We start from the raw sequence: 21,457 nt of genomic DNA on the forward strand, positions 1-21,457 counted from the left end.
CGGTAGTATCTATGTACTTTTACACAGCTCGTCAGCCCATATTTGATGTTAATAGAGAGTTGATTGGCTACGAACTTTTATTCCGAGACAGCCTAAATAATGTGTTTCCAGAGATCGATGGCGATGAGGCCACGAGCCGTCTGGTCGAAGGCAGTCAGTTTACCTTTGGCCTTGATGATCTCACCAATCAACACCCAGCCTACATTAACTTCACCCTAGAAACGCTATCCAAAGGCTATGTGCAAATGTTGTCTCCAGAGCAAGTTGTGGTTGAAATACTGGAAACTGTGCAGCCTGGCAAAAGGCTGCTGGCCTGCGTGAAAGAGCTGAAGGAGCAAGGCTATACTCTAGCGTTAGATGACTATCAGCACCAAAATGTATGGCGCCATTTCTTTCCTTATATCGATCAGATCAAAATTGATTTGCTGGCAACCAATGCGGCACAAATTGAAGTGATAAAGTCCGCGATACAAGAGTTTCCGCAAATTGCTCTGGTCGCAGAAAAGGTGGAAAATTACGAGCAGTTTGAGCTCGCAAAATCGCTTGGCTTCAAATACTTTCAGGGCTTTTTCTTCGCCAAGCCTGAGATGGTTAAAACCAAAGCATTAGCACCGTCTGAACTTGCCATGGCCGAGTTATTATACGAAACCTCCAGCATTGAACCAGACCTTGCAAGGATCACTCAAGTTTTTGAACGTGATGTAAACCTAAGCTACAAATTGCTGCGCTATGCAAATAGTGCTGTATTTAAACGCCGAGCAGAAATATCAACGATAAAACAGGCTTTAGTGGTGCTAGGTAGTACTGAACTTAAACGTCTTATCTCGTTGCTTTTTGCCTCACAACTCAGCACAGAAAAACCAAAAGAGTTACTTTCTCTATCGCTTTTGCGAGCTCACTTTATGGAAGCGGCTGCAACCGAAGCCAACAAAATTTCAGATACTGGCAGTACTTTCTTAATTGGCATGATGTCCCTTATGGATGCCATTTTAGATGATGATATGGCAGAGCTACTAACAAAACTCCCGCTCTCTCAGGAGATAAAAGCCGCTTTGCTTAGAAAGCCGAGTCCATTTAGTATTTATTTGGACCTTGCTGAATCCATGGAAAAAGCCGATTGGGAACGTGTTGAAACCCTCTCGGCATCTATTGGTGTGTCTCCCCAAACGGTCGCTGAATTATACCAGACCTCGCAAGTTTGGAGTGATACACAAATTAAAGCCATAGAGTGACGCACGTGGCTGCGACAATCTGTCGCATCCCGCTAACTTCATGAAACAGCTAAAATAAGTTCACTGAAACAACAATGAAGTGAACTTATGAAACGCACACTCCTCTCTCTTAGTATTCTTTCTTTATTTTCCCATGCTCAAGCCGATGAGATTGAACGGATAGTGATTATTGCTCCGATGCAGACTCCGATTTCACTCTCAACAGATACTAAGGCGGTACGCCAACCTTTGCCAGCTCAAGACGGTGCAGATTTACTTTCATCAATCGCTGGGTTTTCACTGGTTAAAAAAGGAGGTGCAAGTGCAGATCCAGTGTTTAGAGGCATGGCAGGCTCTCGTATCGCCATCATTGCCAATAATGGGCAGACGCTTGGCGGCTGCGGTAGTCGAATGGACCCTCCCACCGCCTATATCACTCCACAATCTTACGATACACTAAAGGTCATTAAAGGCCCTCAAACGGTGTTGTATGGACCTGGCAATAGTGCGGCGACCGTTGTATTTGAGCGAGACACCGAGCGGTTATCTAGCCAAGCGCTCGAAGGCTTTGCTAATGCCGTGTTGTCCAGTCAGGGTCGCCATAGTATCAATACCGATATTAAAGCAGGCAATGAATACGGCTACGCACGAATAGCTGCCAACTATAGTGACGCGGATGATTACGAAGACGGCAGTGGCATAAAAGTACACTCAGCATACGAGCGCTGGAATGTAGACACAGAATTCGCTTACACCCCTGATGATGATGCATTTTATTCTCTTACTTACGGGGTAAGTGACGGTGAAGTTGCCTATGCTGATCGCATGATGGATGGCAGCTTATTCGACCGAGAGAATATAGGTCTGAATATAAAGCTTGCCTCGCTTAGCCAAGCCGTCGATGAGTTGAAATTCAACGCCTACTACAATTATGTCGATCACATCATGGATAACTATAGTTTGCGCCCTTTTGTTGCAAATATGATGATGAAAGCGCCAACGGCATCGAATCCAGACCGTAAAACATATGGCGCAAACCTCAGCCTAATCACCACCGTGAACACTCGACATACGTTGACATATGGTGTTGACTATCAAAACAATGAACATAGAAACCGAGTGAGTCGAGATCAACTCAATGCACCAGTTGAGGGCATGTTACGTCACAGTGATGGTAAATTTAGACAACTTGGTGTATTTGCTGAGTTTGAATATGAACTGAGCAATGCCAGCCAATGGGTAAGTGGCTTGCGTATTGATGATTGGCGTGCTGAAGATAAGCGCGCTACGCTCACTGCTATGATGTCGACTAAGCCCAACCCAACTGCCGATCAAACTCGAGATGATACCTTATACAGCGGCTTCACCCGCTACCAAGCGCAATCAGAAAATAGCAGCTACTTTATCGGCGTTGGTATTACTGAGCGTTTTCCTGACTATTGGGAGTTAATTGGCAGTAATCGAGGTAGTGAAACCACTATTTCTGCGTTCAATGTCAACCACGAAAAAACCACACAGTTAGATGCAGGTCTACTGCGCCAATACAAAAACCTGAATATCAGCCTGTCAGCGTTTTATAATCAAATTGATGATTACTTGCTGATCGACAATCGTTTCCCAAAAATGGCAATGCCAGCAAAAGTCACAAGAAATGTCGATGCGGAAACCTTGGGTTTTGAGGGCGAGCTAACATGGCAAGCCAACAAAAAACTACAATTAACCAGCAGTATTAGTTATGTGAAGGGCAATAATCTCACAGATCACCGTGCGCTGGCACAACAGCCCCCCCTGCAACTTCGCTTCGCTACAAATTATCAAGTCAACGATAATTGGCAATTGGGCGGGTTGCTAAGGTTAGTGCAAAAACAGCATAGAGTAGCAATAGGCCAAGGCAATATTGCAGGTCAAGACATAGCTACAACGGCAGGCTTTGGCACGCTAGCATTGAACACTAACTACCAATACAGCGACTCCGTACAACTAAGCGCGGGGATTGATAACTTACTAGATAAGACCTATGCAGAGCATTTAAGCCGCTCAGGTTCTGCAGTCAGTGGTTTTGAGCAAATTGCTCGTATCAATGAACCGGGCAGAACTGTTTGGGCAAATTTAAACTGGCGTTTCTAATACCAAATGTAATAAGTAAATACGCTATTTGAAGCTATTTCGTCCTTCAAATTGATTAGAGAATTAATGCAATTGGAATAATATCCATCAAAAAGGTCGGCTGCTGCCGACCTTTTAATATTACAGATTTTCTAGGAAGTCTTCATCAAAGTCATCCGGCTCTTCTTCCATTGGCGGATTTCCATCGTATAGTTCATACAATTGCCGTTGATAATAAACATCCTTTAAGAAGGTATAAGGGTCCAATGACTCGTTAAGTAGTTTCTCTTGCGACATTAACGCAGCTCTTGCTTCAACCGCTCGTAATGCAAATACCAACACCGTTTGTGGCGTCGTTAATGCAATCTCAGGCAACACCACATTGTCTACGATGTCTCCGGTTAAATTTCTGGCTGTTGTGGGCCCCATTGCAGGGATCATTAAATAGGCACCATCACCCACGCCCCAAACGCCTAACGTTTGTCCAAAGTCTTCATCTTTTAATTCAAGACCTAGCGTTGTTGCCACATCAAATAGACCGAAGATCCCGACCGTCGAATTCACTAAAAAACGTGCGACATTAATAGCCATATGATCCGGTTTACCCTGTAGTGCAGCGTTTACAGCGTCCGTCGGAGCTGCAATATTGGTGGTAAAGTTGACAATACTACTACGAACTGGCGCGGGCGTAACGGCAACATAGCCCTTAGCTACTGGTCGCAAAATATAAGCATCTAACACATCCATATTGAAATCATATAAAGGACGGTTGATTGATTGCAGCGGATCACGAGGATCCTTTTTCTCTTCCGGGACTTGCGCACAACCAACCACGGTTAGCGCAAGTAAACCTGTAAGTACAGCTTTAAGCATTTATTTCCCTGTATTTGTTAAGACACGACTAATCTCGACATTGACCTGATTGTCACCTTGTTTTAGCGTTACAATACTCGAAACGCCCTCAAGTTCTCCATCTGAAGGCATCACAGAGCCGTCATTAGAAATCCGAGCGGTGATCGTAACTTGAGAAAAACTAGACAAGGTTAATTCAGGCATCATTGCCATACTATCATTTAGGCTCACCGTCATTGGCAAGTTAAAGTTTGTAATTTTCGCAACCGCCAAAGGCATAGCTGGTCCTTGTGCCGCCTTTGCAAAAACGAACAGCGTACCATCGGCTGGGATCTCATCTTGTAGCGAGCCTGCAATGCTTACTGTTGCCGTAATGCTCGCTTTGATTGCAGCAGGTTCTTCACTTTGCTCTCCAAGCTTCTGCTCTATCTCTGCTATCCGCCCCGCAATCATCTCATAACGCGGATCGTCTTTGGTCAGTTGAGATAACAATACCTCAAATGCCGCTTTAGACTCTTTCCAGTCTTGACGTTCATAAGCGATCAACGCCAACAAGCTAATCGCATCAATGTTAGTCGGATCGGTGTTTAATACCTTCGACAACATTCTTGCGGCCCGATTCATACTCGGCTCCGATCCTTCAATCAATAAGGCTTGGCTATAGTTCACCAGCACATTGTTGTTATCCGGTTGCATCGCTAGCGCTTTATCAAAAGCTTGCATCGCCATTTCGAAGTCGCTGAGCGACATTGCCACACGACCAAGTAACATCCAAGCTACCGCATCGTCCCCAGCTGTCGCCAGCTTGGTTCGTAAACCCAATGCAAATGCTTGCAATTCATTAGCGTTGAGTGGCTCACCTGTTTGCATTACCGCACGCTCACCGTACTCAGGGAGCTTTTCAATCGCTTCGTTCCAACTTGATATTTGCCTATGGCTGCCAGTGTAATAGTAAAAAATACCAGTGACCAGAACCATAAAAGCAATACCTGTTAGGGCTAGCACTCTGTTGTCGCCGCGGCTGGTTAAAGACTGCTCTGGAGACAATTCGTTTAATAAACGACGCTTCAGTTCAATGACAGACTCATTATAACTGTCTTTTTCAATCCGCTGGTTACTTAGCTCATCTTCCAACTCTTCTAGGCGCTGATGAAAAATATCAATACGCTCAGCGTTTGCGTCATGATCAACTGTAAGTCGCTTTTCTTTTTGGATGAATGGAAAAACGACAAACAAACCTGCAAACACAGCGAGGAGCAGAAACAAAAACCACATTTGTGTTAAATCGGTCGAAAACTCGCTCACTGCACACGCTCCTGACGTTGATATTGATTAATCAGTTCGGCCAGCTTTTGTTCATCCGCTGCATTCCAGTCTTGTTTTCTGGCTGCCCGCTTTTGACGAAATACAATAAACCCAAAACCAAGCACAATAATAACGACAGGTAACACCCATAGCACAATTGTGGCGGGCGTCACCGGAGGCTGATAATGAACAAAGTAGCCATATCTGTCTATCATATAGTCGATAACGTCTTGTTTTGATTTGCCTTCATTAACAAGCGTTATTACCTTGTCGCGTAGGTCTTTTGCCACAACAGCATCAGAGTCTGCGATATTCTGGTTTTGACATTTAGGACAGCGCAGCTCGTGCGTTAACTCACGAAAAGTCTGCGCCCGTTCCGCATTTGCAAAGTCATATTTATCCTCAGTGGCTTGAACAGAGGCAGACACCCACAACAAGATCATAGCGATTATGTATTTCATTGTATTAACTCCTGGTAGATGGGAGCAAACTTACTACGCCACACACGTTCATTAATATCACCAGTGTGGTGTAATAGAATTTTACCCTGTTTATCAACCAAAAAGGTTTCAGGTGCGCCCGATACACCCAGATCTAGTGCCAAAGAGCGTTCTAAATCAAGAATATTAAACTGATAAGGGTTACCTGCGCGACTCAGCATAGAATTCACCTCTTCTCGCAGCGCATTGATATCAAATTGATCTCCGAAATCAGGATCATAGGCTTGTTCATAATACAAACCAATAATTCTTACGCCGCGCTCTCTGAGTTGCGTCAGATACCCAAGCTCCGCAATACACGTTGGGCACCAAGTGCCCCATACGTTCATTAAGTACACCTCTCCTTTTAAGGAGTCTGCCGTCCAAGTTTTATTACTATCCATTAAATCAGGCAATGTGAATTCAGGCATGGTTTGCCCTAGTCGGCCCGTTTGAATCTCTCTTGGATTGCCAAAAAGACCTTGGTATAAAAATACACAAAGAAAAATAAAAATTAAAAAAGGCACTAAACCCAGTAATTTACGGTTCATTCTAAGCCTCCACTTGGGGTGATTTTTTGACACGGCCACGGTAGCGTTTGTCTGCCAGTACAATAAAGCCAGCAAAAGAAATAAGCAGACCACCTAACCACATCCAACGTACATATGGCTTATGATAAATTCTAAGTGACCAAGCGCCAGCTGACAGTGGCTCACCCAGTGCCAAATATAAATCGCGGAAGAAGCCATCATCTATCGCAGCCTCGGTCATAAATTGCATACCCACATCATAGCGGCGCTTTTCAGCATGTAGCTCGGTCACTTCTTTGCCATTTTTGAACACAGTGACTACACCCGCGTGACCGCCATAGTTAGGACCGCGGATCTCTTTAACACCATCAAATCGGTACTCATATTCGTTTAACATCGCTGATTCACCCGGCTTCATACTGACTGAGCGCTCAACAGAATAAGCCGAAGTCAAGGTCACCGAAGCAATGACAAAAGCGATACCAACATGTCCAAGTACCATGGCCCAGTAACTTAGACCCAACTTCTTAAATCCTGTGACCAAGTTTGACTGAACAGTGACTTTATTAAATATATCTGTTGCTGTCGCTACACTAATCCAAACAGCAAGTGCGGTGGCGACGAAAGTCAATGGTGCAACCACTTCAAAGCTAGAGTACAACCAAGCTGCAGTGATCACTAAGCTTACCGCGATAAGCAGCGCCCACTTTTTCACCAATGGCGGCATCTTGTTTTGCTTCCAACGCAACATCGGCGCAAGGCCTAGCAATATTGCAAAAGGTACGATCAAAATAGCAAACATTTGATTGAAGAACGGTACACCAATAGAGATAGAGCCTAAGCCTAGCTCTTTGTGGATCATAGGTAATAAAGTACCCAATAATACAATTAACGTCGCGACCACTAAGAATATATTGTTGATCCACAGTGCAACTTCACGGGAAATAAATTGATATCGCCCTTCGCTATAGACCTGCGCTACCCGTGTTGCATACAACGCCAAGCTTCCGCCCACTACAACCGCTAAGAATGATAAAATATATAAACCACGATCAGGGTCCGTTGCAAAAGCATGCACCGACACAATGATCCCTGAGCGGACGATAAAGGTGCCTAGCAAACATAAGCTGAATGCCGTAATTGCCAGTAAAACCGTCCATGATTTAAATACACCACGCTTTTCAGTAACCGATAAAGAATGTAGTAACGCCGTTGCCACCAGCCAAGGCATCAAGGATGCATTTTCGACGGGGTCCCAGAACCACCAGCCACCCCAGCCCAGTTCTGAATAGGCCCACCAACTACCAATGGTGATCCCAAGCGTTAAAAAGCCCCATGCAGCCATTGTCCAAGGGCGTGACCATTTAGCCCAAGTATTATCCAACTTTCCAGTTAAAAGTGCCGCGATGGCAAACGAGAAAGACACTGACAGACCCACATAACCCATATATAAAAGTGGTGGGTGAATGATCATACCTGGGTCTTGTAGTAGGGGATTTAGATCTCGCCCCTCGACAGGGAAATAAGGCAGCAAACGTTCAAATGGACTCGACATCCATAATGTGTAGAGCATAAAGCCCACACCTAAAAAGCCCAATACGCCTAACACTCTGGCTCTGAGAACCCAAGGGAGTGATTTAGACATGAGTGCCACCAACATGGTCCACATCGATTGCATCACCAACCAAAGTAGAATTGCACCCTCATGGCCTCCCCACGTTGACGTCACTTTATAGTACCATGGTAACGTGCTACTTGAGTGATGCGCCACATAGGCAACTGTGAAGTCATCCATTAAGGTAATATAAATCAATACCATAAATGAAAACACGACTAAAATACACTGACCTACAGCCAGTGAAGGCGCAGCTTTCATTAGTCTCAAGTTACCTGTGTATGCTCCCCATAACGGGAAAATACACAGTAACAAGCTTAATGCCATCGCCAGAACTAAGGCGAAATAACCTATTTCTGGGACCATCTTAATTCTCGCTGTTTAGGTTGTATTTAGGTTTTTCGTGTTTAATGCCTTTAACCGCCTCAGCCACCTCTGACGGCATGTATTCTTCATCATGCTTAGCAAGGACTTCAAATGCCTCAACCACATTAGGCTCCACTAAAGTTCCTTGCGCAACAATACCTTGCCCTTCACGAAAGAGATCCGGCAGTATACCTTTATAGCGGATCGTGACCATAGGGCCCGTATCGATTAGCTTGAACGAGACATCCAATGACGACTCGTCACGGACCACAGAACCCGGCACAACCATGCCACCAATACGTAACTTCTGTCCGATTTGTGGCTTTTCTTTCAGCTCGCCTTTACCCTCGACAAGCTCACTTGGGGTATAAAACAAGTTGATGTTTTCTTGCAATGCATACAGCGTCAAGCCCACTGCTGCCCCAATACCAAAAATGACGGCAACAACGGTAAATAGTCTTTTTTTGCGTCTAGGATTCATACTTGCGACTCCTCTTTTGCTTTTTTAATGCGCGCTTCTCGTGCCATTTGCGCTTTAACCGCTAGCTTTAGTTTTTTACCATCAAGCATGGAGCTTACTAAAATTCCCACTAAGATGAGCGCACAAGAACCAAATGATAGCCACACATAGAAGCCATAGCCGCCCATTGCTAAAAATTCACTGAAGGATTCAAACTGCATAATTAACCCCTATTGACTAACTGACGGACCCAAGGACGGTGCTGCTCACTACGCAAGATTTCATTCTTCAAGCGAATTAGCGTTACCACACCAAGCACACCTGCAAACGCTACAATATTGATGAGCAATGGCCACAGCATAGAGGGGTCAATGGCTGAGGTATCAAATTTAGTGATAGTCGAACCTTGATGTAATGTGTTCCACCATTCAACAGAAAAGTGAATAATAGGCAGGTTCACAACGCCAACAATGGCTAAAATACAGGCAGCTCTACCGCCCGATTTTTTATCTTCAAAGGCATGATACAGCGACAATACACCAAAGTATAAAAACAACAGGATAAGCTCAGACGTCAGTCTTGCATCCCAGACCCACCAAGCGCCCCACATTGGCTTACCCCAAGCGGCACCGGTGATCAAGGCAATGGCCGTCATGGCAGCTCCAATTGGTGCAATGGCAATTACGGCGAGTTCGGCGTTACGAATTTGCCACACTAAAGCAATGATGGCTGCAATAGCCATAGAAGAGTATGCCCCCATAGACCAAATGGCCGAAGGTACATGTATAAAGATAATTCGATAGCTGTCTTTTTGTTGATAGTCGGCAGGCGCATAGGCTAACCCCCAAACCCATCCAACAATTAAACCCACTACCGCTATCACGGCAAAGTAAGGAAGCAAGGTGTTACACAGTTGGTAAGCACGCTCCGCTTTGGCATAAGGATGTAACCACTTCCACATTTTAACTTACACTCACTCTTAAAGCTGACGATATGGCGATTGGTGCGGCGACAATGGCAACGGCAAGCATCGCACCAAGGATTGCAAGCTGACCACCATAAGCTAAAGACATGCTGCTTGTATCTATGGCGGAAGTTGCAAAAATTAATACAGGGATATAAAGCGGAAGGACAAGCAGACTCATTAAAATGCCACCCTTTTGCAGTGCAACGGTGAGTCCTGCGCCAATAGCCCCAATAAAACTCAATAACGGTGTTCCTATCAGTAACGTTAATACAGTCGCATTAAGTGACTGCGATTCTAGATTCATTAGCAGTGCAAACAAAGGTGCTAACAACACCATAGGTAGACCGCTAACAGTCCAATGGGCTGCCACTTTTGCTAATACCGATAGGGATAATGGATAAGGTGAAGCTATCAATTGCTCCAAAGAACCATCGTTGTAATCATCACGAAATAATTTATCTAGCCCTAACATAGTCGATAACAGTGCTGCCACCCAAATTATACCGGGTGCCATTCTGGTCAATAATGCAGGCTCTGGTCCAATCGCGAGGGGAAATAACGTGATCACAATAAGAAAAAACAACAAGGGATTGACGATTTCCGCACGCTGCCTAAACGCTAACGTTACGTCTTTTGCATAAACAGATTTAAATGCTAACCAATAAGAATGTTGAGTCTGCATTACAAACGGTACTCCAACGTCAAAGTTTGTAACTGTGTAAAGTGTGCGGTCAGATCTTGGTGTGTGGTCAATAAAATCGCCCCCCCTTTGTCCAAATGATTTTGGAACTGGGTCTGTAGCATGGCAACCCCTTTCTTATCAAGTGCCGTAAAGGGTTCATCTAATACCCACAACTTGGCATGATTTAGCCATAACCGAACTAGTGCAACTCGGCGCTGCTGCCCTGCAGATAACGTGCGTACAGGCACGTCTTCTAACCCAATCAAGCCTAATTTTGCCAACCAAGCATACACTTCATCTTCATCTGCAGTGGCACCGTGTACTTGCAGCCAATGTTGTACGTTTTCGTAGGCACTGAGCTGCTGATTCACACCGGTTTTGTGACCGATAAACAATAGATCTGCTGCGAACGAATCGTAATCATCACGAATATCTGTGTTGTTGTAACGGATCTGCCCTTCGTCGGCTCTCGCAAACCCTGCGATAATTCTAAGCAGGGAGGTCTTTCCGGCACCATTTGGGCCTTCAATTTGCATGATCTGCCCCGAGTGGAGAGTGAAACTTAATGAGTCAAACAAGCATCTGTCTTGTTTGGTACAAGTGACGGCGTCTATCTCTAGCAAACTTGGGCTTCTCTTTACCTAAAATTGGGCGTTAGTCTAACATAATGGTATGGTAATACGAATAATCCGATGCGACCGATTAGCGAAAATTTGATTTAAAATAATGAATAAGCTGCCAATTACATCAAATACTACGACGGCATCTGTGATAAGCACAGATAATAGCGAAGTATCAAAATTAGACTTAGCTGGTAACCAACCGTTCGCAGCAAAACACATTCAGATCAGCAATGATAAACTGAAGATGGATGTGGCAATTGACGGCCGCTGGCAAACTATCCAACTTGCGCTCAAACCACCAACACAGCCAAAGCAAATTGCTGAAGCCCAAGTTAGTATTGATGAAACCGGTAAAGTGGTGACCTTTCAGACCCCAAAACTACAGGCGCAAGTCACCCTGACAAAGCAGCTTTTTGATATTTTAAGTACACTGAAAGTACACACACAGGGCCCTGTGCTGAACGTTCCGGCAACGACCTCCCCTGACTCTATGCTACACATCAAATCGCTTGACTTAAAAGTACCTATCCCACAAGCCATGACGCAAATGCTCACCAATGAGGGCAAGTTATTTGCGCAGCTTAGTCCACGTCAAGGCGACTTCGCATTGCAGATAGTGAACCAGTTTAACGACCCTTTGTTTAACACTGTATTACCTAAGTCAATGGTTGCAAAGCTTATTTCAACCCAGCTGAGTCAAGTTGAATTCAAGCAACAAGCACAAGCTATCACTTTAAATGTGAATGACCGCCCAATTGCATTAAAGCCCGTGGCAAGCAATTGGCCTGTCTCTTCAGCGTGGCAAAAAGGGGAAGTAAAAACTGCATTCAATGGGCTGGATATCACCAAAGCCGCGCAGCTAACTAAAGTCGAAACCATTAAGCCCATTTCAAGTTTATTGCAACAGGTAACACCGATATCGAGTAAAGCAAGGCAATTGTTGCCCCAGAGTATGACTTCTGTTCATACTCTCGCGTATGAAAAGCCCTTATTAGAGGTCAGCTTGCAGCAAATAAAGTCACAGGTTGTCAAAGCCTTACAGGTGCTTCTAAGTAGACCTTTTGGTCAAGCTCAAGCATCACAACAGACAACACCTGCAATACCCGCAGCTTCAATTGCACAAAGTGCAAAGCCAAATAACAACACCATGTTGCAGCCCTTACAAACTGAAAAAGTGAGCGCTCATAATAGAAACCAACTACAATCACCCCTGCAGCAGCTGGTTAGTAACCTCAAACACAGTGTCAACACATTGATAGATAAACCGACATACCTTACAGAAAAAGGCGCACAGCCAGCTACACAAGCAAAGTTGGCCAGTTCAATAGCGCATTATCTGCAAAATCAAAGCAATACCGTAGCAAAATACTCAGCACCACCTGTGGATTTTACAAGCAAACTAAAAGCAATCTCGTTGCTGCTAGACTCAGTGACGGCTCATCGTCCGCCGCTCAACACCCAGCAGGTTGCGCAATTGGCGCAAGTACTACAAAAACCTCTCTATTATAAAGCAGAACAAGTTGCACAATTGATAGCGCAAACAGCAGCAAAACCTACTTACCTCAAGGCACAAACCAATATTGATGCCGCAAAACTCTCTCAGCCGATTGTAGATGTAGGTAGCCAAGCCAAGCAAACCAATACACCAGCATCGAGCGTTCCTGCAAACCCCAATACGTTGCCCGCACTCCCCCTAACTAGTGAAAAACTAGCGCAGGTAACACACAAAGGCCTCATTGAAACTTTGCTCAATGCCGCGCCGCCTAAACCGACAGAAAGCGCAACTACCACAACATCAGTAGAGCAAGTGTCTAAAATAATACAAGCACTCAGTAAAACGGAGTCGCAGCCATCCAATCCTGCGCTTCAGAAATTGGTGAATCAAGCGTTCTCTAGACTGCTCGATGAGCGCACTATCAATGCATTATCGGTAAAAAACCAACTAGAGAGCCAGCTTGGTGCAATTCCTTTTACTAACGCACCAACAAACTTAAACCAATCTAGCTTTTCTCAAATGCTAGAAAGACTGATAGTTTCTCTGCTCGGTGGCCAAGCTACTAGCAGTAATACAGCAGGCGAGCAAACGGCGCATAAGGTACAAGCGTTACTAGATACACTCTTACCTCAATTGAAAACACTCTCCCCTAAGCAAGCTGCTGAAGCAATGCAACAGCCGCAAGCAAGAGAGCTACTTAACGAGCTTGGCCAACTTCATAATCAATTACAACCGCAACAGCAGCAAACGTCGAGTGCTAACATCGCAAAACAAGATAGTGAAGCTCAACTACTGATAAACTTGTTATTTCCCACTAAAGTTAATCAACAGCAGCAACAAACACAATTGCAAATCGGTGAATACAAAAAGGCTACAAAACCAGGCATGCCAGAAAAGTCTGTGTGGTTTATTCGCCTATGTTTCGATTTTGCCGAAAAAGGTCAGATCCATGCCCAAGCCGAACTCATGGACAAAGCGCTTGAGTGTGCCTTAGTCGCAACTTCCAATCAGGTAAAACAACTGGCTGAACCGCACTTGGCAACATTAAGACATAAGCTTGCGTCGCACGGGTTACAAGTGGCGGAGATCGGGCTAAGTGAAGAAGCAAGCTTTCAAGACAAGTTCTTTTCTGAACACGCCATTATCAATATTAAGGTATAAGTAGCTATGACACAAAAATCAGCCATTGGATTACTTTACGAAGCTGGTAGCGCACCTCAGGTAACCTTCAAGGGATACGGAGAATTAGCGGAAGAGATCATTGCGCTTGCGAAAGAGAAAAACATCATGATCCATGAAGATGAATCTTTGGTTCAAACCTTAAGCGCCCTTGAATTACATCAAGAGATCCCGAAGGAGCTCTATTATGTTATCGCCGAGCTTATTGCTTTTTCTTACATTATGCGTGGTAAGTTTCCACCGGGTTGGGAAGGGTTCCGTGGCAAGTTGGATATTAAGGCATAACCTTAATCCCTAACTTGCGACGGCTGCACTATTTTGATTTGTTATGCAAAGACATTAACAATTCCGCTTCTGCTCGAGGCAATTCGCACTCGCGCATGACCTCTTCAATATCAGCACCGAGCTCAACCATTTTCACCGCTCGGGAATAAATTTTTGCATCTGGGTCATCATATTTCTGTGCAGCTTGCTGATTAGCAAGTTCGTGCAGATCTTGCTCAGTTGTCACTACACGCTTTCCAATGCTCATGATACTCGCACGAAGCTCAGCAACTTCACTACGCAATATAGCAATCTGCTGCTCAGAGCCTTGCGACGCTTCTGACAGCTGCACAACTTTAGCTTGTTGTTGTTGTAATTTTTTACCCAGCACAAAAACAAACCTCAAGCACACTAATGCCAGTACGCTTGAGGTTATTGATATGACGAGTAAAACGATTTTTGCGTTTACTACTTCCAGCATCTAAATATGGCTCAGCTCATCCCATTCGTCGTCACTTAGTAACTTGTTAAGGTCAACCAAGATCAATAGCTCACCTTCACGGTTTGATACCCCTTGGATAAACTTAGCACTTTCTTCAGTTCCAATGTTTGGCGCACTGTCGATCTCAGAGCTGCGCAGATAAACAACCTCTGCAACGCTATCCACCAAAATACCAATTACTTGTTTTTCAGCTTCAATGATCACAATTCTGGAGTTGTCTGTTACCTCTGCACTTTGCAGACCAAATCTTGCTCGAGTATCAATTACGGTCACTACGTTACCACGTAGGTTGATAATACCAAGTACGTAGCTTGGCGCTCCCGGGACCGGTGCAATTTCGGTATAACGCAGTACTTCTTGCACTTGCATTACGTTAATGCCGTACGTTTCCTCTTCTAGCTTGTAAGTAACCCACTGCAATACTTCATCATTACTATCAGCATTTTTGTCTGCAGAAAGTAGTCTATCTTGGCTCATGGTTTCACTCCATCAACATACTAGTTACTGCTCTCGACTATCGAGGCCTTGTTCTAGCAAACGGTTTAAATTCTCTACATCAATTAGCGCACACATTTTCTCTTTAATGACGCCGGCCAACCATGGTCTCTTGCTGTCATTTGTACGCCACTTGATGTCTTCAGGCTTGAGTGTCAAGTTATTGACTAGCTTCTCAGCTAACAGCCCCCAACTACTATCCCCAAGCATAATTAGATATTGATAATCTAGGCTCTGCTCCAATTCTGGTGTTAGCTTTTCTGGCATTACCCACCGCGCCGTGTCAACCACATTGAGCTTTTCTTCGCGGTTTAGCATGACTCCTTTAAACCACTTTGGTTTACCAAACAACTGGTTAACTTCACCTAGTTGATGTATTCCACCAAGAGATTTAAGTGGAACCGCTAACGTCAATCCTGCAACTTCAAAAAACAATGCCTGAAATTCACCTTCCTGATAGGCTTCTCGTGCAGACACAACCTCAATCGTTGCCTGTTCTTTGATAATAGATGTATTTTCAGTGACTTCAAGATCTTGAGCCAATTTAACTGTTGTCGGCTCAGGAGCTTCGACCGTCACCTCTGGCGCAGGTTGAACAACTTCAACAACAGCTTCACCCGATCCTTGCTCAGAGTCGGGCTCTTTAACTTGTTCAAGTAGCTTTGCAACTGGCGATAATTCACAGTGTTCCATCTCAGGCTCTTCTTGTAACAAAGCACCAAGATACTGTTTCATCACCTTTTCATTTGCAAATAAATGCTTACTCATTATGTTCTCTAGTTTAACTGCTTCAAATAATCCAATAGTGCACGATAGGCAAATACCCCTCGCGACTTCGGACAAAACTGCACAGGAACTTGCTGTGCCAAACTTGCGTCTCTGAATTTAGTGTCAACCGGTACAACACCAGGCCAAACAGCCTCTTTATAAGTGGCTAATAGCGTCTTATAGGCTTCTAATGATGCTTTTGTCCGTTTATCGTACATGGTCGGAATAATGGTATATTGATACTGCTTCTGTTGCGAAGATTGCATCAACTCCATCGTACGCATCATTCTATCTAGGCCTTTTAGCGCTAAAACTCAGTCTGAACTGGCACTAAAATTCGCTCGCTAGCGGCTAACGCATTGACCATCAACACACCTAAAACAGGGGGACAATCTAAAATAGCATAGTCATACTGATCCGCTATTTTTTCTAGAGATTTTTTTAAGATAAGACCCATACCAGTCTTATTTCCCATACTCCTGTCTAGTGTCGCTATTGCCATCGTAGCAGGTAATATATCTAGGTTATCAATAGTTGACGGGCAAAGAGACTGCAATATCTCCTCACTCGTCATACTATTACCGCGTGCAAAAATATCGTATACACTCACCTCTAGCTCTTCGGAGTCAATTCCAAAGTAATAGGTTAGTGATGCATGCGGATCGGTATCAATCAGTAACACACGGTGCCCCTGTTCAGCAAGGATCCCACCTAGGCTAACCGTAGTTGTGGTTTTTCCTACCCCACCTTTTTGATTTGCTACCGTCCAAATTTTCACTATATATTCCTTCGCTTATGGCTATTGTTTACATCCAATTGCCACTATACAAACTCAGTATTATTTATTGTTGTAGAAGTCTGATCTATAAGCTTCCAGCAAAGCAACCTTTTATTTTGTGTTTATTGATTACCCGCTTCTTTATTTATTCTTGCAGCAAAGTCATTTAAAGCGATACTGTCTGACGCCAGACCAGAACTGGCAACCGCTTGCGGCATACCGTATACCACACAAGTTGCTTCATCTTGAGCCCATATCGTTGCACCAGCTTGCTTTAACATACGCGCACCATCTCTACCATCAGCTCCCATTCCGGTAAGCACTATGGCTAATGTATCACCACCATAAGCCTTGGCAACACTGGCAAAGGTAACGTCAACGCTAGGCTTGTAGGTTATTCTTGGACTGTCGTCTTCAAACACCTTTAAGGTTTTGCTACCGCCTCGGTTTTCGACCATCATTTGCTTCCCACCTGGGGCCAAATAAGCCACTCCAGGCATCAACTATCCCCTTGTTCCGCCTCTTTAACTTTTATCTGGCACAAGCTATGTAAACGTGCAGCAAAAGCTGGCGTGAAGGCTGCGGGCATATGTTGAATAAGGAGTATAGGATGTGGGAAATTCGCTGGTATCTGCGTCAATATGGTCTGCAGAGCAACCGGCCCTCCCGTAGAAGTACCAATCGCCACTAACCCATACTTTTTACCCGATGCTCTCGCTGCTGATGCACTGGTTGTAGTACCAGTCGTCGGGCGTTGAAAGCTTCTATCTGGCTGAGAAATAGCGGGCCTACCAGACTCTGATCGGGTGGGCTTAGCCTCTGGTCTTCTCGTTGGCGTCGCAATGCTTGGTCTGGTAAACCGACTGACACGACGGCGGCCAATTTCTTTTACCTTATTCTGTAACGACTTGATCGCATCTTCACTATTACGAGCAATATCTTCAAACTTCTTCGGTAAGAAGTCGACAGCACCAGCATCAAGTGCATCTAGCGTAGCACTTGCTCCCTCTCGGGTAAGTGACGAGAACATTAAAATTGGTGTGGGGGTTGCCTGCATGATCTGCTTTACAGCACTAATACCATCAAGCACAGGCATCTCGACATCCATGGTGATCACATCTGGACGCAATGAAGCGGCTTTTTCCACCGCTTCTTTACCATTGACTGCAAAATCTATTACTTTGATTTCACTGTCTTTTTCTAAAATTTCACTAACTCGACGACGGAAAAAACTCGAGTCGTCTACGACTAACACTTTAACGGCCATTGGCAACGCTCTTTTATTTGCTCTACAGCAGAGCAGCTGTAGCTGCTCTAGAATTCAAACTACGCCCTATAAAACTAGGCGTAGTGTTTTAATAAGTTTGGTACATCAAGAATCAACGCAATACCACCATCTGAGGTAATGGTTGCGCCTGCCATCCCAGGTGTCCCCTGCAATAACGCATCCAGCGGTTTAATCACGACTTCTTCTTGACCAATCAATGAATCCACAACAAAGCCGACTTGTTTAGTGCCTATTTGAGCAATAACAACATGGCCTTCTGCTTTTTTCATGCTTCGGTCTGCACCTTTGACCAACCAATGCTCCAAATAAAACAAAGGTATCGCTTTCTCACGGACAATAATGGTCAGCTGACCGTCAACTACATTGGTCTTAGTTAAATCAAGGTGGAAGATTTCACTCACCCCTGCAAGTGGCAGCGCAAACGTCTGCTCTCCAACCACAACCATTAGGGTTGGCAGAATCGCTAACGTAAGAGGTACTTTGATTTCTAAAACAGTACCAACACGAGCTCGGACTGGATGTTCACAGAGCCGTTGAGCTGAGTAATTTTAGTTTTAACAACGTCCATGCCCACACCACGACCAGATATATCAGAGATCTGCTCTTTGGTAGAGAAACCAGGCGCAAAAATTAGATTGTACGCTTCGGTATCAGACAGACGACTAGCTTGGTCAGAATCAATGACGCCTTTGCTTATCGCAATCTTCTTGAGCTTCTCAGGATCCATACCTGCACCATCGTCACGAATGGTTAGTAGAATATGATCACCTTCTTGAGAAGCCGATAGCGTAACTGTACCTGTTCTTGGCTTACCTGATGCTTCACGTGCGTCAGGCATTTCAATACCATGATCCACCGAGTTTCTCACTAAGTGAACCAGCGGATCGGCCAGTGCCTCAACGAGGTTTTTATCTAAATCTGTATCTTCCCCTTGTAATACAAGGTTAATTTCTTTTTTCAGACTGCGGGCCAAATCTCGTACAACTCGCGGGAAACGACCAAATACTTTTTTGATCGGCTGCATCCGCGTCTTCATTACTGCGCCTTGCAGATCTGCTGTCACGACATCAAGGTTGGAGATGGCTTTACCCATGCTTTCACTGTTAGTGTTATTCGCAAGACTCACCAAGCGGTTTCGAACTAAAACGAGCTCGCCAACCATGTTCATAATTTCATCAAGACGCTTGGTATCAACTCGAACCGTTGTTTCAGCCTGTGCCGCCGGCTTCTTAGCAGCTGCTGGCGCTGCAGCCGCTTTAGCGGGTTCAGGCGCTTTTTGTGGGGGCGGTGTTACCGGTTTTGCTTCAACCTTAGGTTCAGGTTTAGGCGTCGGTGTAGGCTTCACTACGTTTTCAGGCTTAGTTGCAGGAGCGGGCTCTGACGATTCTTCTAATGTCTTTGGTGCGCCCCCCTTGCCATGCAGCTCATCCAACAAGGCTTCGAATTCATCATCAGTGATCTCTTCATCACCTGCTGAACTGCTAGGCTCACTCTTTTTAGGCGGAGTTGCTGGTTGCTCTGGTTCGGGCGCTGCTGCATCAGCACTATTAGGTGCTCCCCCAAACTTCCCAACACCGTGCAGTTCATCTAACAGGTTGTCAAATTCGTCGTCGGTAATATCACCGTCATCACTGCTTGCAGGTGCGCTATCAGTTTTCGGTGCTGGGGCTACAGCTGGGCCATTGCCTGAGCCATGCAATTCATCTAATAAGTTCTCAAACTCTTCTTCGGTAATTTCATCAATGCCAGAGTCGCTGCCATCACCGGCATCGCTATCAGCGTCAAATAAAATATCATCAGCGCTAATATCTGGAACACTAGATTCTGTTTCTTCAATAACGGGAGGAGCTTCGACGACGGCTTCCTCGTCTTCGGAGGCTGGCTGACTGAGTTTGTGCAGTGTTTCGAGCAACACCGGATCTGCGGCTTCCGGCTCTTCACGGTTCTGAATACAAGCAAACATTTCGTTTATCGTATCCAAAGACTGTAAAATAACATCCATTAATTCAGATGTTACCTTCCGCTGCCCTTGTCGTAACACATCAAATACGTTTTCCGCACCATGACAGGCATCTACAAGCTCTGTCATGCCTAAAAACCCAGCTCCACCCTTAACGGTATGGAACCCTCGGAAAATCGCGTTAAGAAGCTCTTTATCCTCAGGGTTATTTTCTAGCTCAACAAGCTGCTCAGATAAAAGCTCTAATATTTCGCCTGCTTCAACAAGAAAGTCCTGCAAGATATCTTCATCGACTTCAAAGCTCATACACACTCTCCAATTAGAAGCCTAAACTAGATAGCAAGTCATCGACTTCATCTTGACCAGAAACCACGTCATCACGTGATTCAGCGTCAATAATTGGACCTTCAGGTCCAGACAATTCTTCACTGATAGTCTCTGTTGTTTTTGTTTCGTTTTCATTCGTTTTACTCGCTGCCTGCACTTCATCAGAAGCACCAAATACAGTAAGGAGATGAATGAGACTATCTTCTACTTCCCTAACAAGTTCGATAACACGACGGATAACTTGACCAGTTAAATCTTGATAGTCTTGCGCCATCAATACATTGGTCATCAAACCTTGCAATTCGTCTGTACGTGTTTTTGAAGTCTGCATAAAGCTATCGAGATCATGACACAGCGATTTAAATTCACCGAGCTGAATGTCTCGGCTCATTAATCGATCCCAAGTAGGCTTTATCTGTGCCAATTCATCGGCCAGATTTTGAGCTAAAGGCAGACTTTCTTCGACTGCGTCCATTGTTTTATTGGCGGCGCTCTCAGTCATTTCCATAACATAGTTGAGGCGCTGTTTAGCATCAGGAATAGCCTCTGTCGTGAGGTCTGCTAGACGAGTGTCCAGTTCAAAGTTTTTCAAAGACTCGTGTAGTTGCCGAGTGAGCTTTCCAACTTCTGCAAATAACTCAGATTGCTCTTTGTTAGCAGCTTCTAAAATCAGCTGGTCCGCTTTTTCTTGTTCACCTTGCTCTAGAAGCTCTACCAATTGTTTGGCTTGTTCAAGTGTAATTTGAGGCGCAGCGTTTACAGACATAGGCCATTTCCCCTTGCTGTTAGCCTAATCGCTCAAATACTTTTTCAAGCTTGGTTTTAAGTGTGCCTGCGGTAAATGGTTTAACAATATAGCCATTCACCCCTGCTTGTGCAGCCGCAACAATTTGTTCTTTCTTCGCTTCAGCTGTAACCATCAATACCGGAATGTGCTTGAGCTTTTCATCTGCGCGTATTGCACGAAGCAGATCAATACCCTGCATCCCTGGCATATTCCAATCGGTTACTACAAAGTCAAACTCCTGATTTTGTAGCATCGGAAGTGCTGTACTACCATCATCAGCTTCTTGAACATTGGTAAAGCCTAAATCTCTTAATAGGTTTTTGATTATTCTTCTCATAGTAGAGAAATCATCAACCACGAGAATCTTCATGTTCTTATCCAAAACTTCCTCCAGTGAGGTTCGAACCCAACTATTTAT

The 21,457-nt window shown here is 44.7% G+C and carries 21 protein-coding genes and 2 pseudogenes; 4 read left to right on the plus strand and 19 right to left on the minus strand.

Annotated features, from left to right (window positions below; translation table 11 throughout):
• Positions 1-11 precede the first annotated feature (11 nt).
• The gene (locus CEX98_RS02315; RefSeq protein WP_099640524.1) at positions 12-1,232 is read left to right on the plus strand and encodes an EAL and HDOD domain-containing protein; all 1,221 of its coding nucleotides are present in this window, start codon (positions 12-14) and stop codon (positions 1,230-1,232) included.
• An 87-nt stretch (positions 1,233-1,319) separates the two neighbouring features.
• Complete coding sequence (locus tag CEX98_RS02320) at positions 1,320-3,338, plus strand: TonB-dependent copper receptor (protein WP_099640525.1); 2,019 nt, start codon at positions 1,320-1,322, stop codon at positions 3,336-3,338.
• Between the two features lie 120 nt (positions 3,339-3,458).
• On the opposite strand, the gene CEX98_RS02325 is transcribed toward CEX98_RS02320, so the two are convergent.
• The 10 genes from CEX98_RS02325 to ccmA are packed head-to-tail and all read right to left on the minus strand — an operon-like array spanning position 3,459 to position 11,196.
• Positions 3,459-4,190, minus strand: a complete 732-nt coding sequence (locus tag CEX98_RS02325) for an MlaA family lipoprotein (protein ID WP_099640526.1) — start codon at positions 4,188-4,190, stop codon at positions 3,459-3,461.
• A complete protein-coding gene (ccmI, locus tag CEX98_RS02330) occupies positions 4,191-5,444 on the minus strand; it encodes a c-type cytochrome biogenesis protein CcmI (protein ID WP_172439711.1) in 1,254 nt (417 codons plus the stop codon).
• Positions 5,445-5,470: 26 nt separating this feature from the next.
• The gene (locus CEX98_RS02335) at positions 5,471-5,935 is read right to left on the minus strand and encodes a cytochrome c-type biogenesis protein (RefSeq protein ID WP_099640528.1); all 465 of its coding nucleotides are present in this window, start codon (positions 5,933-5,935) and stop codon (positions 5,471-5,473) included.
• The gene (locus CEX98_RS02340) at positions 5,932-6,504 is read right to left on the minus strand and encodes a DsbE family thiol:disulfide interchange protein (RefSeq protein ID WP_099640529.1); all 573 of its coding nucleotides are present in this window, start codon (positions 6,502-6,504) and stop codon (positions 5,932-5,934) included. The genes CEX98_RS02335 and CEX98_RS02340 overlap by 4 nt, the downstream gene beginning before the upstream one ends.
• Position 6,505: 1 nt before the next feature.
• Positions 6,506-8,464 (minus strand): heme lyase CcmF/NrfE family subunit, encoded by a 1,959-nt coding sequence (locus CEX98_RS02345; protein ID WP_099640530.1) that lies wholly within the window; start codon positions 8,462-8,464, stop codon positions 6,506-6,508.
• Between the two features lies 1 nt (position 8,465).
• Positions 8,466-8,945, minus strand: coding sequence for a cytochrome c maturation protein CcmE (ccmE, locus tag CEX98_RS02350; RefSeq protein WP_099640531.1), 480 nt, complete (start codon positions 8,943-8,945; stop codon positions 8,466-8,468).
• Positions 8,942-9,145 (minus strand): heme exporter protein CcmD, encoded by a 204-nt coding sequence (gene ccmD / locus CEX98_RS02355; RefSeq protein WP_099640532.1) that lies wholly within the window; start codon positions 9,143-9,145, stop codon positions 8,942-8,944. Before ccmD ends, ccmE begins: the two co-directional genes overlap by 4 nt.
• 2 nt (positions 9,146-9,147) lie before the next feature.
• A complete protein-coding gene (locus CEX98_RS02360; RefSeq protein ID WP_099640533.1) occupies positions 9,148-9,885 on the minus strand; it encodes a heme ABC transporter permease in 738 nt (245 codons plus the stop codon).
• Position 9,886: 1 nt separating this feature from the next.
• Positions 9,887-10,573: a heme exporter protein CcmB gene (gene ccmB, locus CEX98_RS02365; protein ID WP_099640534.1), complete on the minus strand. Its 687-nt coding sequence runs from the start codon at positions 10,571-10,573 to the stop codon at positions 9,887-9,889.
• Positions 10,573-11,196 carry a cytochrome c biogenesis heme-transporting ATPase CcmA gene (ccmA, locus tag CEX98_RS02370; RefSeq protein ID WP_099640535.1) on the minus strand — a complete coding sequence of 208 codons (624 nt, stop codon included), beginning with the start codon at positions 11,194-11,196 and terminating at the stop codon, positions 10,573-10,575. Before ccmA ends, ccmB begins: the two co-directional genes overlap by 1 nt.
• Positions 11,197-11,299: 103 nt before the next feature.
• On the opposite strand from ccmA, the gene CEX98_RS02375 reads away from it, so the two are divergent.
• Together CEX98_RS02375 and CEX98_RS02380 are read left to right on the plus strand one after the other, a co-directional pair.
• Positions 11,300-13,852: a flagellar hook-length control protein FliK gene (locus tag CEX98_RS02375; RefSeq protein ID WP_099640536.1), complete on the plus strand. Its 2,553-nt coding sequence runs from the start codon at positions 11,300-11,302 to the stop codon at positions 13,850-13,852.
• A gap of 6 nt (positions 13,853-13,858) precedes the next feature.
• Positions 13,859-14,155, plus strand: coding sequence for an EscU/YscU/HrcU family type III secretion system export apparatus switch protein (locus CEX98_RS02380; RefSeq protein ID WP_088531003.1), 297 nt, complete (start codon positions 13,859-13,861; stop codon positions 14,153-14,155).
• 28 nt (positions 14,156-14,183) lie between these two features.
• Here CEX98_RS02380 and CEX98_RS02385 read toward each other — a convergent pair whose 3' ends face one another.
• The 9 genes and pseudogenes from CEX98_RS02385 to cheY all read right to left on the minus strand — a co-directional run bounded on the left by CEX98_RS02385 (position 14,184) and on the right by cheY (position 21,421).
• Positions 14,184-14,615, minus strand: a complete 432-nt coding sequence (locus CEX98_RS02385) for a DUF2802 domain-containing protein (protein WP_099640537.1) — start codon at positions 14,613-14,615, stop codon at positions 14,184-14,186.
• The gene (locus tag CEX98_RS02390) at positions 14,616-15,113 is read right to left on the minus strand and encodes a chemotaxis protein CheW (protein ID WP_010369098.1); all 498 of its coding nucleotides are present in this window, start codon (positions 15,111-15,113) and stop codon (positions 14,616-14,618) included. It lies immediately after the preceding gene.
• A gap of 24 nt (positions 15,114-15,137) precedes the next feature.
• Complete coding sequence (locus CEX98_RS02395) at positions 15,138-15,899, minus strand: chemotaxis protein CheW (protein WP_099640538.1); 762 nt, start codon at positions 15,897-15,899, stop codon at positions 15,138-15,140.
• A gap of 8 nt (positions 15,900-15,907) precedes the next feature.
• Positions 15,908-16,677, minus strand: a pseudogene (locus CEX98_RS02400) (ParA family protein).
• A 122-nt stretch (positions 16,678-16,799) separates the two neighbouring features.
• A pseudogene (locus CEX98_RS02405) lies at positions 16,800-17,944 on the minus strand (protein-glutamate methylesterase/protein-glutamine glutaminase).
• Between the two features lie 74 nt (positions 17,945-18,018).
• Positions 18,019-18,411 (minus strand): chemotaxis protein CheW, encoded by a 393-nt coding sequence (locus CEX98_RS23575; RefSeq protein WP_431520149.1) that lies wholly within the window; start codon positions 18,409-18,411, stop codon positions 18,019-18,021.
• Positions 18,412-18,452: 41 nt separating this feature from the next.
• On the minus strand, positions 18,453-20,231 hold the full coding sequence (locus CEX98_RS02410) for an Hpt domain-containing protein (RefSeq protein ID WP_431520150.1): 1,779 nt from the start codon (positions 20,229-20,231) through the stop codon (positions 18,453-18,455).
• Between the two features lie 13 nt (positions 20,232-20,244).
• Positions 20,245-21,018, minus strand: a complete 774-nt coding sequence (locus CEX98_RS02415) for a protein phosphatase CheZ (protein ID WP_099640539.1) — start codon at positions 21,016-21,018, stop codon at positions 20,245-20,247.
• Between the two features lie 19 nt (positions 21,019-21,037).
• Positions 21,038-21,421 carry a chemotaxis response regulator CheY gene (gene cheY / locus CEX98_RS02420; RefSeq protein WP_010369104.1) on the minus strand — a complete coding sequence of 128 codons (384 nt, stop codon included), beginning with the start codon at positions 21,419-21,421 and terminating at the stop codon, positions 21,038-21,040.
• Positions 21,422-21,457: the final 36 nt, after the last annotated feature.

Origin of the sequence: Pseudoalteromonas piscicida (genome assembly GCF_002744175.1) — a bacterium.
GTDB lineage: Bacteria > Pseudomonadota > Gammaproteobacteria > Enterobacterales > Alteromonadaceae > Pseudoalteromonas > Pseudoalteromonas piscicida_B.

Bases quoted from the DNA above. Each gene is read 5' to 3' on its own strand.
- CEX98_RS02315 (WP_099640524.1), top strand. From the start codon at position 12: ATGTACTTTTACACAGCTCGTCAGCCCATATTTGATGTTAATAGAGAG.
- CEX98_RS02320 (WP_099640525.1), top strand. From the start codon at position 1,320: ATGAAACGCACACTCCTCTCTCTTAGTATTCTTTCTTTATTTTCCCAT.
- CEX98_RS02325 (WP_099640526.1), bottom strand. From the start codon at position 4,190: ATGCTTAAAGCTGTACTTACAGGTTTACTTGCGCTAACCGTGGTTGGT.
- ccmI (WP_172439711.1), bottom strand. From the start codon at position 5,444: ATGTGGTTTTTGTTTCTGCTCCTCGCTGTGTTTGCAGGTTTGTTTGTC.
- CEX98_RS02335 (WP_099640528.1), bottom strand. From the start codon at position 5,935: ATGAAATACATAATCGCTATGATCTTGTTGTGGGTGTCTGCCTCTGTT.
- CEX98_RS02340 (WP_099640529.1), bottom strand. From the start codon at position 6,504: ATGAACCGTAAATTACTGGGTTTAGTGCCTTTTTTAATTTTTATTTTT.
- CEX98_RS02345 (WP_099640530.1), bottom strand. From the start codon at position 8,464: ATGGTCCCAGAAATAGGTTATTTCGCCTTAGTTCTGGCGATGGCATTA.
- ccmE (WP_099640531.1), bottom strand. From the start codon at position 8,945: ATGAATCCTAGACGCAAAAAAAGACTATTTACCGTTGTTGCCGTCATT.
- ccmD (WP_099640532.1), bottom strand. From the start codon at position 9,145: ATGCAGTTTGAATCCTTCAGTGAATTTTTAGCAATGGGCGGCTATGGC.
- CEX98_RS02360 (WP_099640533.1), bottom strand. From the start codon at position 9,885: ATGTGGAAGTGGTTACATCCTTATGCCAAAGCGGAGCGTGCTTACCAA.
- ccmB (WP_099640534.1), bottom strand. From the start codon at position 10,573: ATGCAGACTCAACATTCTTATTGGTTAGCATTTAAATCTGTTTATGCA.
- CEX98_RS02375 (WP_099640536.1), top strand. From the start codon at position 11,300: ATGAATAAGCTGCCAATTACATCAAATACTACGACGGCATCTGTGATA.
- CEX98_RS02380 (WP_088531003.1), top strand. From the start codon at position 13,859: ATGACACAAAAATCAGCCATTGGATTACTTTACGAAGCTGGTAGCGCA.
- CEX98_RS02385 (WP_099640537.1), bottom strand. From the start codon at position 14,615: ATGCTGGAAGTAGTAAACGCAAAAATCGTTTTACTCGTCATATCAATA.
- CEX98_RS02390 (WP_010369098.1), bottom strand. From the start codon at position 15,113: ATGAGCCAAGATAGACTACTTTCTGCAGACAAAAATGCTGATAGTAAT.
- CEX98_RS02395 (WP_099640538.1), bottom strand. From the start codon at position 15,899: ATGAGTAAGCATTTATTTGCAAATGAAAAGGTGATGAAACAGTATCTT.
- CEX98_RS23575 (WP_431520149.1), bottom strand. From the start codon at position 18,411: ATGGTTGTGGTTGGAGAGCAGACGTTTGCGCTGCCACTTGCAGGGGTG.
- CEX98_RS02410 (WP_431520150.1), bottom strand. From the start codon at position 20,231: ATGAGCTTTGAAGTCGATGAAGATATCTTGCAGGACTTTCTTGTTGAA.
- CEX98_RS02415 (WP_099640539.1), bottom strand. From the start codon at position 21,018: ATGTCTGTAAACGCTGCGCCTCAAATTACACTTGAACAAGCCAAACAA.